Origin of the sequence: Acinetobacter sp. YH01010, assembly GCF_013420775.1 — a bacterium.
Classification (GTDB): Bacteria; Pseudomonadota; Gammaproteobacteria; order Pseudomonadales; family Moraxellaceae; genus Acinetobacter; species Acinetobacter amyesii.
This window is the reverse complement of the sequence record NZ_VOYF01000009.1, coordinates 26,751-40,644: the sequence shown is the minus strand read 5'-3', so window position 1 is coordinate 40,644 and position 13,894 is coordinate 26,751. Positions and strand designations below refer to the sequence as shown.

The 13,894-nt window shown below is 39.2% G+C and carries 11 protein-coding genes; 5 read left to right on the top strand and 6 right to left on the bottom strand.

The genetic code is table 11. From position 1 onward, the window contains the following. Positions 1-221 precede the first annotated feature (221 nt). Both FTT77_RS09665 and FTT77_RS09660 read right to left on the bottom strand, forming a co-directional pair. Positions 222-1,589 carry an MATE family efflux transporter gene (locus FTT77_RS09665; protein WP_180026149.1) on the bottom strand — a complete coding sequence of 456 codons (1,368 nt, stop codon included), beginning with the start codon at positions 1,587-1,589 and terminating at the stop codon, positions 222-224. Between the two features lie 147 nt (positions 1,590-1,736). After that, complete coding sequence (locus FTT77_RS09660) at positions 1,737-2,891, bottom strand: methionine aminotransferase (protein ID WP_180109308.1); 1,155 nt, start codon at positions 2,889-2,891, stop codon at positions 1,737-1,739. 230 nt (positions 2,892-3,121) lie between these two features. Here FTT77_RS09660 and FTT77_RS09655 point away from each other — a divergent pair, with 230 nt between their 5' ends. Genes FTT77_RS09655 through FTT77_RS09640 form a run of 4 tightly spaced genes read left to right on the top strand, consistent with a single transcriptional unit; the run spans position 3,122 to position 9,975 of the window. Next, complete coding sequence (locus tag FTT77_RS09655) at positions 3,122-6,484, top strand: type VI secretion system Vgr family protein (protein ID WP_180109309.1); 3,363 nt, start codon at positions 3,122-3,124, stop codon at positions 6,482-6,484. A 10-nt stretch (positions 6,485-6,494) separates the two neighbouring features. Then, positions 6,495-7,007, top strand: a complete 513-nt coding sequence (locus FTT77_RS09650; protein WP_180026146.1) for a hypothetical protein — start codon at positions 6,495-6,497, stop codon at positions 7,005-7,007. A gap of 5 nt (positions 7,008-7,012) precedes the next feature. Continuing rightward, positions 7,013-9,442 (top strand): hypothetical protein, encoded by a 2,430-nt coding sequence (locus FTT77_RS09645; RefSeq protein WP_180026145.1) that lies wholly within the window; start codon positions 7,013-7,015, stop codon positions 9,440-9,442. Then, positions 9,442-9,975 (top strand): hypothetical protein, encoded by a 534-nt coding sequence (locus FTT77_RS09640; RefSeq protein WP_180026144.1) that lies wholly within the window; start codon positions 9,442-9,444, stop codon positions 9,973-9,975. The genes FTT77_RS09645 and FTT77_RS09640 overlap by 1 nt, the downstream gene beginning before the upstream one ends. A 43-nt stretch (positions 9,976-10,018) precedes the next feature. Here FTT77_RS09640 and FTT77_RS09635 read toward each other — a convergent pair whose 3' ends face one another. Then, on the bottom strand, positions 10,019-10,939 hold the full coding sequence (locus FTT77_RS09635) for a Dyp-type peroxidase (protein ID WP_180010769.1): 921 nt from the start codon (positions 10,937-10,939) through the stop codon (positions 10,019-10,021). Positions 10,940-11,097: 158 nt separating this feature from the next. Between FTT77_RS09635 and FTT77_RS09630 the strand changes: the two genes are divergently transcribed. After that, positions 11,098-11,718 (top strand): LysE family transporter, encoded by a 621-nt coding sequence (locus FTT77_RS09630; RefSeq protein ID WP_180109310.1) that lies wholly within the window; start codon positions 11,098-11,100, stop codon positions 11,716-11,718. A gap of 106 nt (positions 11,719-11,824) precedes the next feature. On the opposite strand, the gene znuB is transcribed toward FTT77_RS09630, so the two are convergent. From znuB to FTT77_RS09615, 3 genes are read right to left on the bottom strand one after another with little or no spacing between them, the layout of a single operon-like run. After that, positions 11,825-12,625, bottom strand: coding sequence for a zinc ABC transporter permease subunit ZnuB (gene znuB / locus FTT77_RS09625; RefSeq protein WP_180009577.1), 801 nt, complete (start codon positions 12,623-12,625; stop codon positions 11,825-11,827). 3 nt (positions 12,626-12,628) lie between these two features. Continuing rightward, entirely contained in the window at positions 12,629-13,390 is a 762-nt protein-coding gene (gene znuC, locus FTT77_RS09620; protein ID WP_078194027.1) for a zinc ABC transporter ATP-binding protein ZnuC, read from the bottom strand. Between the two features lie 2 nt (positions 13,391-13,392). Next, entirely contained in the window at positions 13,393-13,890 is a 498-nt protein-coding gene (locus tag FTT77_RS09615; protein WP_078191481.1) for a transcriptional repressor, read from the bottom strand. Positions 13,891-13,894 lie beyond the last annotated feature (4 nt).

The window sequence follows — 13,894 nt, the reverse complement described above, 5'->3', positions numbered from 1 at the left end:
TAAAAGGGATAAGAACAAAATCTATGCCAAACCGTAATTGTTTGAAAATATGCAACTTTTAATTTTAATTGGTTCTAGGTGTAGATAAATCAACAGGATATAAAACCAAATGTTGAAAAATAAACAGCAGTTTAACGGCAAACTTTATGCATGGATGCGTACAAGATTTTCCATATTGAGATGCAAAGCTGCGGATTGGCATTGAACGCTATTAGCGAGCCTTATAGCAATACTTTGATGGCTTTTCGTCTCCATACCAGTTGGTAATACAGCCCTTGTAAAATACATAAGCTGACAAAGGCCAAGGCATAGGCATACCAAATGCCTTTTAAGCCCCACCATTCACTGAATAGGTAGGCACACGGCACTTCAATGCAAATAATCGCCATAATATTAATAATCATCGGCACGGTCACCGTTCCACTGGCCCGCATAATGGAAGCAAAAATCGCACTGGCACCAAAAAATAAAATCGACCAAAGCACAATGAACAGCAATTCTTGACCGAGAACCACAACTTCAGGATCTGTAATAAACAGCGCCATTAAATATTTAGAGAATAAATAGCCCAATGCCACCAAGATGCCAGTAATAATAAAATTCATCCCGATGGCCGTGCGTTTCACGCGATTAATTAATTCAGAATGACCTGAACCGATGGCTTGTGCTGCAAAAATAGAAGCCGCAATCGCGATGGACAAGGCCGGAAATTGGATATAGTTCAAAACCTGATTGACCGCGCCATAGGCAGCAGTGGCATCAGCCCCATGGCGGTTAACTAAACCGACAATCACGAGACCGGCCACAGAGGTCGTGACCATCTGAATGCCCGTTGGAATCCCCAGTCTTAAGATAATTTTGCTGAGATCATGTTGATGGCGAATATGACGAATCAACTCGAAGTCGAGTTTGAGTGGGTGATCTTTCTTTTTTAAATAGAAATATAAAAACACCAAAGCAATTAAAAAGCCGATATGACTGGCAATGGCAGGGGCAATAATGCCTAAACTTGGAAATCCAAATTTTCCGGCAATCAGCACGGGTGTAATGATCAGCCCTGAACCAATGGTCATACCCGATGCGATCAGCGGAGTGGTACTGTCACCGACACCACGCAAAATCGAGGTGTAAATAATATAAATAAAGAGCAGTGGGCTACCGGCAAGCATCCATTGCACATAAGGCAAAGATAAATGCATCACGTCAGGGGCTGTGCCTAATGCCAATAAAATGGGCTTGGCAAATATCACCCCTAAAAAGGCAATGATGCTGCCACCAATCAAGGTCATAAACAGCGTTGAACCCACGACGGTACGAACTTTTTCAAGATTCTGCGCGCCCCAAGCTTGACCCACCAACACGGTTGCACCTGCCGAGAGTCCAATCACAAAAGCCATTAAACAGAACAAAATTGGAAAAAATACCGCAACGGCTGCAATGGCATGCACCCCAAGCATCTGACCGACAAAAACGGTGTTAATGGTCCCAGATAAATTCTGCAAAATATTGGTGGCGATCAAAGGCACCAGAAACACTAAAAACGTTTTCCATAAATTTTGCTGAGTAACGAGGGACTGTTGTTTTGACATGCTCAGGTCCTAGACGCGGCTTTTTATGATTTTAAGTCACTGATAACACTATCATGTTTGCATTCAAAAAAGCCTTAGTTTTTGAGTAACCAAGGCTTCATTATTTCTACATGTCTGTTTTAAAAAAACGTTTGGGCAGATACTGCTTTAAACCGCGGAGAGAATCTCTGCAGCTCGATCTAAGGTGGCATCTTGTTTGGCAAAACAGAAACGTAATAATCGTAAATTTTCCGGCGGTTTTTGATAGAACACTGAGACAGGAATCGCCACGATTTTATGTTGCTCTGCCAACAACTGACACATTTCCACATCATTTAAATCTGGACGTATGGCACTGTAGTCAAGGTTTTGGAAATAAGTGCCTGCGGACGGAATCAACTCAAATCTAGAGTGGCTTAAGCCGGCATTGAAACGGTCACGTTTGGCTTGGTAAAAATCGGCCAATTCAGTAATGTGCTCCGGATGTTCTGCCATAAAGTTAGCCAATGCCATTTGTACGGGCGTAACACCGCAGAAATTGGCAAATTGATAGATTTGGCGAAACACTTGCATCAAGGCTGGCGCTGCAATGCAATAACCGGTTTTCCAACCTGTGACGTGAAAGGTTTTACCAAATGAGCCCACGACAAAACTGCGTTCACGCAGCTCAGGAAATGACAAAGCAGATAGATGCTGACGACCATCAAAAATTAAATGCTCATAGACCTCATCCGACAGCACTATAATATTTTTATCTTGAATCAGTTCGATTAAGTTGAGCCAGTCCTCACGCCCCCAAATAGCACCTGTTGGATTATGCGGTGTATTGACAATAATCATCCGGGTTTTATCGTTAATCGCAGCGGCAACACGATTCCAATCCACAGTAAAATGTGGCGTCTCTAAGGCAATGTGAATGGGATGAGCCCCAACCAATTTTACACTGGGCGCATAACTATCATAGCTCGGATCAAAAATAATCACTTCATCATCCGCATGAACCACGGCTTGAATGGCACTAAAAATACCAATGGTTGCACCCGGGGTAATGGTCACTTCGGTGTGAGGGTCAATATTTAATTGGTCTCGATGGGCAAACAGTTGGACCAATTGCTCACGTAAATGCATCAGTCCATCGCCGGGTGCATATTGGTTAAAACCCTGTTGCGTCGCATCACTTAGCGCATTTAACAGTGCTGGAGGTGCAGGAAAATCAGGAAAACCTTGAGATAAGTTCAGTGCATTTAGACGCTGCGCCATTGCACTCATAACGCTAAAAATAGTCACACCTTGGGCAGGCAGTTTGGATTCAATTGTGATCATGGAGCTTAAAATTTTTTATAGATTGCATTTTGAGTGTAGCAGCATCTCAGCGGCTGCGAAAAGTTAGCTCAGCAAAAATGATCCAGTATTGATGTTCCTATTCACTTGAATCCTAAAGTGATGTGAAAGCCAAAAAGAAGAATTCAACAAATTATTTGCAAAATAGGGTAGACGAAAAAATAAACATTTCCTAAAATGCCGTCATTAAAAAAATTCAATACATAATAACAATGCTTAAAAATATTCACGCCATGGTGGAAAACTTTGGCTTTAGCGTACAGAAACGTGCGCTACACATTCATTTCTCAAATGAACATCTAAATTCTGAAGTTTTTATTCAACGGATTGAAGGTCAACACCGTATTAATCAAGGCTTTCGTGCAGAAATTATTTGTCTCTCGACCAATGTTCATCTGGCTTTAAAGCAGTTTATAGGCGGCCGAGTGGCTGTCGATCAAGTGACAGATTTGGGACAACTCAGTCGCCTGACTGGTGTAATTACGGGGGCTAGCCAAGGTCAAAGTGATGGTGCACTGACCGTTTATAAACTGGTGATTGAGGATGCCACAGCGCTCTGGCATAAGCGTCGTAACAGCCGTGTCTTTATGAATAAATCGGTACGGGAGATGACCGAGATTATTTTTAGTGAATGGCAGAAAAAAAGTGCGCTGTTTGCTGCCAGTTTAAGTCTGAACTTAGAGGGGTTGGCACGTACTTATGATGTGCGTCCATTCACCATGCAGGCGAATGAAAGTGATTATGCATTTTTAACCCGCCTTTGGCGCAGTGAAGGGATCAATTGGTTAATTGATGAAGCAGAGTTATTTGTCGCATTTTCGGCTGCACCGATGCAAGCACAGCGGCTGCGTTTAATTGATACGAATCAGGCTTATAGTGCTTTAGAGCGGAAAAAAATTCGCTTTCATCGGAGTCATGCCACGGAACGTTTAGACACGATCACCAGTTTTGTGGCAGAACGTTTTTTACAATCGACCACGATTCAAACGCAGCGTTGGCAAGCTCAATATTTGGCACAAGACCAAAGTAATCCGCTCTTAAGCGCCCATGCACAGAGTGAGCAACAGCACAATGAAACCTTAAGTTTAGAGCAGGCGTGGACCGTAAGTTCGGCTTGGACAACTGACCTTAAAGGTGCAGATCAGGCGACCACTTCAAATACACAGCAATTGGATCAGTTGAATCGGCAACTCAATCAATATCAGGAATTACAAGCCAAATATTTTACCGCCAGCAGTAGCGTAAGGGATGCACAAGTTGGGTATTGGTTTGAATTAGAAAATCATCCTGAAATCGATCAACATCAAACGACAGATCGTGAATTTCTCATATTGGGCAAAGCATTTTATAACCAGAATAATTTACCCAAAGATATTTTGATTCAATTAGAGAAGTTACTTGCCGCGAGCCGTTGGCTATCTTTAGGGGATGAACGGCAGGCCAATGACCTATATGTGGTCCGTCGGCAAATTTCCGTGGTGCCTGAATATGATCCTTTATTACACCGGCCACCTGCGTTTCCACAGCGGGCTAAAGTGGTCGGTCCAGAAGGTGAAAGTATTTATGTCGATGCTTGGGGGCGTATCAAAGTTCGGTTTACGTTCACCCGCAGTGACGACCACAGTCATGATGGTGGAGCAGGGAGTAATGATAATGACAGTGACTCGGCTTGGGTCGATGTACTGACTCCATGGGCGGGTGAAGGTTATGGGGCACGTTTCCATCCTCGTATTGGTGAGATCGTGGTCATCGACTTTTTTGAGGGTGATGTGGATCGTCCCTTTGTAGTAGGACGAATACATGAAGCTGAACGATCTCAGACCATGTTTGACCTCAAAGGTCAACTTCCTAAAACCAAAAAACTCAGTGGTATCCGCTCGCAAGAAGTTGCGGGAACAGGCTTTAACCAACTGCGCTTTGATGATACGACGGGTCAGATCAGTACCCAATTACAAAGTAGTCATGCAGCGACACAGCTGAATTTAGGTAATCTCAGCCATCCTAAAGAACAAGACAGTAGCCATGGCCGTGGAGAGGGGTTTGAGCTACGAACGGATGCTTGGGGGGCAATGCGTGCAGGTAAAGGTTTACTCATTAGTACCTATGCACAGGATAAAGCAGTTGCCGATCATCTTGCTGCTGCTGAAGCTCAATCTCTTTTAAATCAAGGGCATCAGAGCATGAATATGCTGAGCGGCGTAGCCGTAAAGCAGCAGACCGATGCATTAAATGTGATTAATCGTTTGCCGAAGTTAATAAACTCTTTAGAAATCAAAAGTACTGCCGAAGGTGTCAAAGCGACTTTAAATTTGTTCAAAGAGGATTTAAGTCGAGACCCATTGGCAGCGTTAAAAAACTGCAAAAGTTTTGTCAAAGAAATGGGCTCAATCGCACATGATGTCAAAAGTACAGTAAAAGAATTTAAAGCATTTTTTAATGATGCCGAAGATGCCTTTGATAACTTAAAGTCTGTCATAGATCATATTGAAGAAAATGGTAAGGATGTGATTCAAGGGCGGGTTGCAAGTCTGAAAAGTAACCTAAAAGAAGATCCATTAAAAGTATTAAAAGATGTGGGTAAATTGATCGAAGACATCAAATTTAACCCTGATGATTTGTTGAATAATGGTGGTTTTGGTTTGCCACCAGCGATGACACCCATAAAAGCATTAGAAAAAGTACAAGGCTTTATGGAAGGCTATGCGCAGGGTTTAGAAAAATCCAATACAGCGGCAAAACAAGAACAAGGCAAATTATTCCGCCAAGCGTTGATGTTGCTTGCATCACCTAATGGTATTGCACTCACTACACCGGAAGATATTGTTTTACAAGCATCGCAGGATATTGCAGAAAGTGCGCAAGGTTCGATTAATTTCAGTGCTCAAAAGAATATTGTCGGTCATGCACAAGACAAAATCAGTCTGTTTGCGGCTCAAAAGGGCCTGAGTGCTTATGCCGCAAAAGGGAAAGTTGAATTACAAGCCCAAGATGATGCTATTGAAGCAATTGCACGAAAGGTGATTAAGCTCATTTCAACAGAAGATAAAATTGAAATTACCAGTCCTAAAGAAATTGTGCTGACTGCAGGAGGTTCACAGCTGAAAATTAATGGCAGCGGAATATTTACCACGACAGGCGGCAAGTTTGAGAGTAAGGCGGGGCAGCATAGTTTTGTGGGAGGAGCGACTGTAAATGCACAATTGCCTAAGCTGCCTGAGAGTGGGGTTTTTAGTCGGAGATTTGATTTTAAAGATCTAATTTCTAAAGAATTATTGGAAGATGGATTTAAATATAAAGTTATAAATAAAAATAAAAATACGGAATTTATAGGCCTGCTTGACAAAGATGCACGTACTCAAAGAATCTTTAGTGATAATCCTGACAATGTAGAAATAAGACTGTTAGGAAAATCTGAGATTGATTCGGATAAATTATTTCTTATGGAGGAAGATGTTTCTCAGGATAATTTAGGTGAAGCATGCTGTGGCGGTCATGAAGATGATCATAATCACGATGCTGAGGAAATTGATGACGATAATAATTTAGAAGATGATTTTAAGAGTTTTGGAATTTAAGGGTGAGTTTATGAAAAAAATAAAAGAAATAATAGCTATAGTTGTATTTTTAAATAGCTCAACGTTATATGCGGAAAGTTCGAAAGACTGTATGAGTTATTGGAATCAGCCAATTAAAAAGATACAGGTGCTTGAGGAAGTTGAATGTGAACATATTTGGAATTTTGGTAGAGATAAAAGTAGCTTAAATCGCTTGCAAGTAATTAATGATTTGAATTTAAAAACAAATAAATCACAATGGTTATCAACAGGACAGTGTCAAAAAATATCATATAATAAAAAAATATATAATATTTATAATGCCGAATACAAAGAATATGGGCACAATGTTTGGTTAATTTATGATGAAAAAAATGCTTTTGCATATTTTAGAAAAATAAATAGTAAAGATCAGTCAGTAGTTTTAAGTTGCAATCAGGTTGGTAAGGATCAAGAATTAAAATTTATACTTAACAGCTATTTAAAAAATAATACATCTGTAAGTATGGAAAAATATAAAGCTAATGATTGGTACAAAGAGTAATAATAATGAAAAAAACAATCACTTTTAAGGATGGTACTACTAGAAATTTTGAAACTAATTTATCGGGTTTTATTGAAGCGGTTAGCTTTAAAGAATCCTCATCAGATTTATCTTTGTCATTAAATCATCCAATAAATCTATGGTGTGCAAAAAAAATTAATGATGCTGGATATTTGGGTTTATTTCAATGGGGGGAGTCTGCACTTTATGAGTTAGGATATTATTTAGGTGATAAAGGGATCTCTTATGAAGATATTAAAAAGGCAAAGAAAGGATCTGCTTTGCATGAAAATTGGAAGAATCAATTTGACTCTAATAATTGGTCAGGACATTGGTCAGGTAAAAAAAATATAAATTCGAAATTTGAATTTTTGAATAATCCTCAAATTCAATATGAAGTAATAAAAGAATGGATTAATTATTTATGTAAACAGATTAGAAATAATAATTTAAATGAGCATTTTGGTCGGGTGATTCAAGGTGTAGAGATTAATGAGTCTGGCGTTATCGCTGGCATGCATTTGGTTGGTATAGGAGGTTTGGGGGCTTTTCTAGGTGTTTCAAAATTTTCTAGTCATAAACAAACAGATGGTAATGGAACACATATTAAAAAATATATTCAAGACTTTGGTGGATTTGATTTAGAGCAGTGTTGTAATCGAAAAATATATATAAATCTAAAAGATAAAAATGAAAAGGCATTAATAAATAAAGAAGTTACAGTTGTTTCAATATATTCAGGAAAATCCTTTTCTGCAGAGACGAAGGTTCGGGTTAAAAGTGATGAAAATGGCAGTCTCCCTGTCATTGTTAGACACCCATCAACTGAGATTAAAATTGTAGCTGATGGTAAAGAATCTAATCCTATTATTCAAAAAGCTGATCAAAAACAAATTGCAACCTTAAAAGATTTTGATGTTTCAATATTTCAAGCGAATTTAGAAAAAAATAATACGCCTCAATCAAAGCCTCAGTCTAATAAAACACCTCAAGAAGTAAGAAATGAACAGAATACATCTGAAGAAAAAAAAGAAGTAGTTACTGGTAATATAAAAGATGTGAGTTTTAATATTCAAATTATAGAAGAGGATACAAAGAAAGCTATTTCTAATATGGGTTTTTACTTAACTTATAAAGGGAATATAAAAAAGCATACAGCAGATTCATCAGGGACTAAAAAAGGTGTAGTGGCTGAAGTAGGCGAAGATATCGAGGTTTCAGTATCTGGAGCTGGACAACGTCAAAAGATACATCATTTTAAAGTTGAACAGTCTTTATCTAATCAGACTGTTAAAATTAAATTACCTGTATGTTTTTTTAAAATTAATGTTAAAGAAAATAATGAAAATGTAACAAATACTCTAGTAAGTATTTTTTATAGAAATAAGCAAATTGCGAAAAGAACAGATAGTAATGGAGATATTAGTGTTAAAATGCTATTGGGTTTTGTTTTTGGCTTTGGAATAAAAAATAAAGAGCTGGAGAAGCTCCGTGTTCTGAAAGGAATACCAATTAGGCATTTTAAAGTTAATGAGGGATTTGTAAAAGCTTCAAAGCTATATGAAATTGCCGATCAAAAGCGTAAGGAAGCAGATGAACTCAAGAAAAAATCTGACCAAATGCAGCGAAAAAAGCAACTAGAAGCTCAGGAAAAAGAAGCAAAAGAACAGGCAGAAAGAGCAAAATCAGAGGCTGAAAAAAATCAGCCTATTCAAGATAATACATACACGGAAAATGGCGGTGAGCCACTAACAACTGTTAGTAATCAATCTCCACCTACAAGTGATACAACACGTTATCATATTTACCATGATGGTAAGATTAAGCGTGAAAATAAGGCTGCTACTGGTTATGCAGAATTTATTTACTATGATTCGGTGGGAAGATTTTATAATTTAGGTAAGTCTCAATTTGTAGTAGCTGATAAATGGCAATCAAAAGGTGTTAAGGCAGGTGGTAATACATATTTGATTGATCAACGTAAACATAAATATTACAAAAGTGGATCTTTAGGTTATAAGTGGAATATTATTAGTGGTGATGGTCGGTATTATTTATCAGGATTATCAATGTCTGCAGTTCTTGGTGCTATGTGTAATTTGGGTTATGCCGAATATATTGGATCTGGATTTAGTTGTAGGGATGGTTCCCCAGGTGAAAGTGTAAGTCATTTGAATGGTATAAATGGTGATTTTAGATATATAGCTATTAATAATAGACATATGACAGAAGTAACATATACTTCTCATGATCATTTTGATTGGAATAAAAATGTCGCTTTTGTTGAAGAGTTATTTAAATTTGGCTATAAATTGTTTGGCTCACATCCAGTGAAAATTAAAAAAAATGCATTATTGCCTCATTCGCAGTCATGGAAGGATCATAATCATCATATTCATCTACATGACTTTTCTCCAAAAGTGGAAGATTTATAATGAAAAAGAAATCAGTTTTTACTATTAGTTTTTTAATATACTTTTTATTAATAGCATGCACAGAACAATCAAAGAGTGAAGTTGAAGTTATACGAAATGATAATGTAAATGCTATATTTACAGAAAATGGTTTTGGTGGAGTTGAAGTAAATCAAAGAATTAACGATGAATTTATTGAAATTGAAAATAGTAGAGTAGATAATTGTTTTTTTGCTAAAAATAGAAAAATAAAATCCGATGTGGATTTTCAAGTTCTTAATAATAAAATTTCTGTAATTTCTTCAAATCAACTCGGAGTTTCTACGAATCTAGGAATTAAAGTAGGGGATGAAGAAAGTAAAATTTATGAAAAATATAAGAATTCAGTGATTGATAAAAAAATAAATCCATATGGTGAATCTCAAAATGATTATTCAATTATTATTTGGAATCATGATAAAACAAAGGGTACACGGTATGATATCGAAAGCAAAAAAATTATAGGTATAAAAGTAGGTGATACTAACCTAACTTTAATGGAAGGTTGTGCTTAAGCATTTTTAAAAAATAAAGCCGACTCTCGTCGGCTTTATTTATTCAACCTTCCAGCACTTCTTCCAATAACTCTTCACTCGGTGCAAAGTAATAAGCGCCATCCATAGGAGTGACAAAGTGAAGTAAGCGGTCATGAATGCCGTCACCACTGGTGCCAAACATACGTACTAGCATGCTGTCGATAATGCTTAAATCATTGGTATATGCCACAAAGAACAAGCCTTGATCGCCACGGCCATCACCATAAGGGAGTGAATGACGCAAAATCGCCATTTCTTCACCTTCACCATCTTCTACAACTGTACGTGATACATGTGAGTTTTCAGGCTGTTCATCTTCATCTAACTCAATAGACTCAAGTTTAGTACGGCCAATTACATGCTCTTGCGCATCGACTTTCAGCTTTTTCCATTTATCCAAATTATGCGCATAACGCTGTGCAAAAATAAAAGAGCCATTGGCAAATACGCCAGCTTCTTCAGCTAGTAATGCTGTTTCAGCACGATCATCTGGAAATTGCGGATTTTCAGTTCCGTCAATAAAGCCGGTTAAATCACGGCCATCAAAATTGCGGAAGCACACACGTTCATCCAGTACGTCAACTTTATCTTGAATACCATCAAAGAATGCTTGGCTCAGCGCAAAGCAAATATCTGTACGCTGTGCTGCAATATGGATAAATACATCTGCTGGGGCTACAGGCATGTTAAATGAACCTTGAATTGGATCAAGTTGTTTAAAGCCTGCCGGGGATTGACTGTAAAGTTGTGCCCAAAGTTCTGGTCCAAAAGCCACAGCCGTTTTAATCTGTGCATTTGGATGTTGGGTAATCAGACGATCACGAGTATTAAGTAAGTCTTCAAGTTGTTCTTTTAATTCGCTAATCGTTAAATCTTTTAAACGTAAAACAATAAAACGAGCATGATCTGAGGGTAATGGCAAAATTACAGATTGAGCAGACATTCATGGCTCCTAAAAATTATAATTTCTGAGTGGCTGTGTGTATTGTGCCTTAAGCAGCGCTGAGAGTGTAGCCTTCATTTGGCCTTTTAGCGTGCATTATTGTCATGAAAATAGAGTAAATGTCTATAATACAGACCCATTTCAAACTTGAGCTAATGATGTCCTATCAAATCTGGATTGCATATATGTTGGCATGTTGGGTGATTAGTGTTTCCCCAGGTGCAGGTGCAATTGCGTCTATGTCGAGTGGTTTGAATTATGGGTTTAAGCATGGGTATTGGAATGCCATCGGCCTGCAATTGGCACTTTTGGTTCAGATAGTCATTGTTGCAGCTGGGGCAGGGTTCTTATTTGCGGCGACACCATGGGCTTTTCTGATCGTGAAATGGTTTGGTGTGGGCTATTTATTGTATTTGGCTTATTTACAGTGGACAGCGCCAACAGAGTCAATTGAAATCCAACAAGATTTACCAAATAAATCACCTTCAAAATTAGTTTTACATGGCTTTTTGGTCAATATGAGCAACCCTAAAGCGATTGTATTTTTATTGGCTGTTTTGCCGCAGTTTTTAGATTTATCCAAACCCCAATGGATTCAATATGTCATTATGGCTACAACGATGATTAGCATCGATCTGATTGTCATGGCGGGGTATACCGGTCTCGCTGCAAAAGTGCTGCGGTTATTAAAATCACCCAAACAACAAAAATATTTGAATCGAACCTTTGCGGTATTATTTGCTTGTGCTGCGAGTTTATTGAGTTTGGTGCATCAATAAATCCAGTGAGATGATTCTGAGTATCGTATTTGACGTGCAAAAAAAGCCATGCAACTGCATGGCTTTTTTTTTGATATGTCGCGAATTGAACAATGAACGTTGCTACTTAAGCCACTTTCTTAAATTTTTGCATAATAAAAATTAGGGCAAAGAGCAGCGCCATAGTTAATACAATGGTCAGTCCTGTAGAGGTGTTTAAACCAGCACTTGACCATAAACCTACAGTTACACCGACTTGGGCAATGATGAAAGACCACAGTACCATTTGCTTCGGAGAATTTGCCAATAAACGAGCGGTTAATGCAGGAATCACTAACAGTGCACCCATCAGCAATGAGCCGACAGCACGTAAAGCCAATACGGTAAATAAGGCCAGTAACAACATAAAAATCAGACGTTGCCATTTGGCGCTGACACCTTCACTGACCGCAATATCGGGGTCAATGGCAATCTGAATCTGCGATTGCCAACTTTTATACAGCACGGTCAGTGCCACAATGATCACCATTGCAAAGACAGGCAAATCTGACCAAGAAATAGTGAGTAAATCACCAAATAAATAGCTGAGTAATTCAGGTCTTAAGCTTGGCAAATGTTGTATGAACAGTAAGCCTGAGCACAGGAGTGTTGCAGAACAAAGCGCGAGCAAAGCGTCATTGGGTAAGCGAGGGTCGTGTAACACCCATAAGATTGCAACCAATAAGAGCGCAATCAATGTAACGCCTGTCCAAAGCGGTAGACTCATCGCACCGGCAATGGCGACACCGAGTAAAGTGCCATGTGCCATGGTGTCCGCAAAAAATGACATGCGACGCCATAACATTAAACAGCCAAGCGGCGCAGTCAGGAACACCAGCAAAGTGCCCATGATCCATGCTGGCAAAAGGAGTTGTAGCCATTCCATCATGGATTATGCTTCCGGTTCAGGGTGAATATGGGGACGAGAGTCATGCTGGCAAGGCGTTGCACTATCGCCATGTGCACAGTGATCATGGTGGTGTTGATAGAACACACGGTTTGTCCCAAAGATCGCTTGATATTCAGGATGTTGCTGGACATTTTCAGGCAAGCCACTACAACAAATATGCTTATTGAGGCAAACCACACGATGTGTTCCTTGCATTACCCACTGTAAATCATGAGAAACCATCAAAACTGCACAGCCATATTTTTCTGGCAAGCTACGCACGTAGTCATACAGTTCTGCTTCAGACTGGATATCCAGACCTTGCATAGGTTCATCCAGAACCAATACATTCGGTTGACGCAATAAAGCCCGTGCAATCAATACACGTTGACGTTCGCCGCCCGACAATTGCTGAACTTTAGATTGTTGCAACTTGGCAATGCCTGTATCACGAATTATTTCTTGCTTGATATTGGCATCACATTTTTCTAGGGCCAATAAATCACACACACGTAGCGGTAAGCTGTGTGATGGATTAAATTTTTGTGGCACATATGAGAATTTTAATTTTTGTGTGCTGATCACTTTGCCGGAGACAGGTTTTACAATACCCAACAACACTTTGATGAGTGTGGATTTGCCTGCACCATTGGGACCAATCAAGGTGACAATTTCTTTTTCGTGTAAGGCGAAATCTACATTCTTTAAAATGTCACGTTCATCGATTCGGACATGAACATGCTCTAAAGCCACAATGGGCTTCATATTTAGTGTTTGCTGCGGCACTGCTGACAGATCCCTGAAATTTCAATAATACTGTGATGTGCAGTAAAACCATCGGATGCAGACAATTCATCAAGTTGCGCCATCAAGCCTTGAGCAGATGCTTCTTTGACTATTTTACAATCGGTGCAAATCAGGAATGCGGCTTGATGTCCTTCGCGCGGATGACAACACGGGATGTAAGCATTAATCGACGTTAGACGGTGAATCAAACCTTTTTCAAGCAGAAAATCCAGCGTACGGTATACCGTCGGTGGCGCTGCAGGTCGGTCAGACTCACTTTTGATTTTAGCCAAAAGGTCATAAGCACCCATTGGTCCCGTTGCGTTCAAGATCAGTTCCAATACTTCTTTACGCAAGGGCGTAAGTCGAGCACCCGTCGCGCTACAGAGACTCTCAGCTTCAGCAAGGCGCTGTTCGACATTATGATGATCGTGTACACCATGCAAAGCATTATGATGTTCGTGTGAACATGCGCTCATAGCC

Bases quoted from the DNA above. Each gene is read 5' to 3' on its own strand.
- FTT77_RS09665 (WP_180026149.1), bottom strand. From the start codon at position 1,589: ATGTCAAAACAACAGTCCCTCGTTACTCAGCAAAATTTATGGAAAACG.
- FTT77_RS09660 (WP_180109308.1), bottom strand. From the start codon at position 2,891: ATGATCACAATTGAATCCAAACTGCCTGCCCAAGGTGTGACTATTTTT.
- FTT77_RS09655 (WP_180109309.1), top strand. From the start codon at position 3,122: ATGCTTAAAAATATTCACGCCATGGTGGAAAACTTTGGCTTTAGCGTA.
- FTT77_RS09650 (WP_180026146.1), top strand. From the start codon at position 6,495: ATGAAAAAAATAAAAGAAATAATAGCTATAGTTGTATTTTTAAATAGC.
- FTT77_RS09645 (WP_180026145.1), top strand. From the start codon at position 7,013: ATGAAAAAAACAATCACTTTTAAGGATGGTACTACTAGAAATTTTGAA.
- FTT77_RS09640 (WP_180026144.1), top strand. From the start codon at position 9,442: ATGAAAAAGAAATCAGTTTTTACTATTAGTTTTTTAATATACTTTTTA.
- FTT77_RS09635 (WP_180010769.1), bottom strand. From the start codon at position 10,939: ATGTCTGCTCAATCTGTAATTTTGCCATTACCCTCAGATCATGCTCGT.
- FTT77_RS09630 (WP_180109310.1), top strand. From the start codon at position 11,098: ATGTCCTATCAAATCTGGATTGCATATATGTTGGCATGTTGGGTGATT.
- znuB (WP_180009577.1), bottom strand. From the start codon at position 12,625: ATGATGGAATGGCTACAACTCCTTTTGCCAGCATGGATCATGGGCACT.
- znuC (WP_078194027.1), bottom strand. From the start codon at position 13,390: ATGAAGCCCATTGTGGCTTTAGAGCATGTTCATGTCCGAATCGATGAA.
- FTT77_RS09615 (WP_078191481.1), bottom strand. From the start codon at position 13,890: ATGAGCGCATGTTCACACGAACATCATAATGCTTTGCATGGTGTACAC.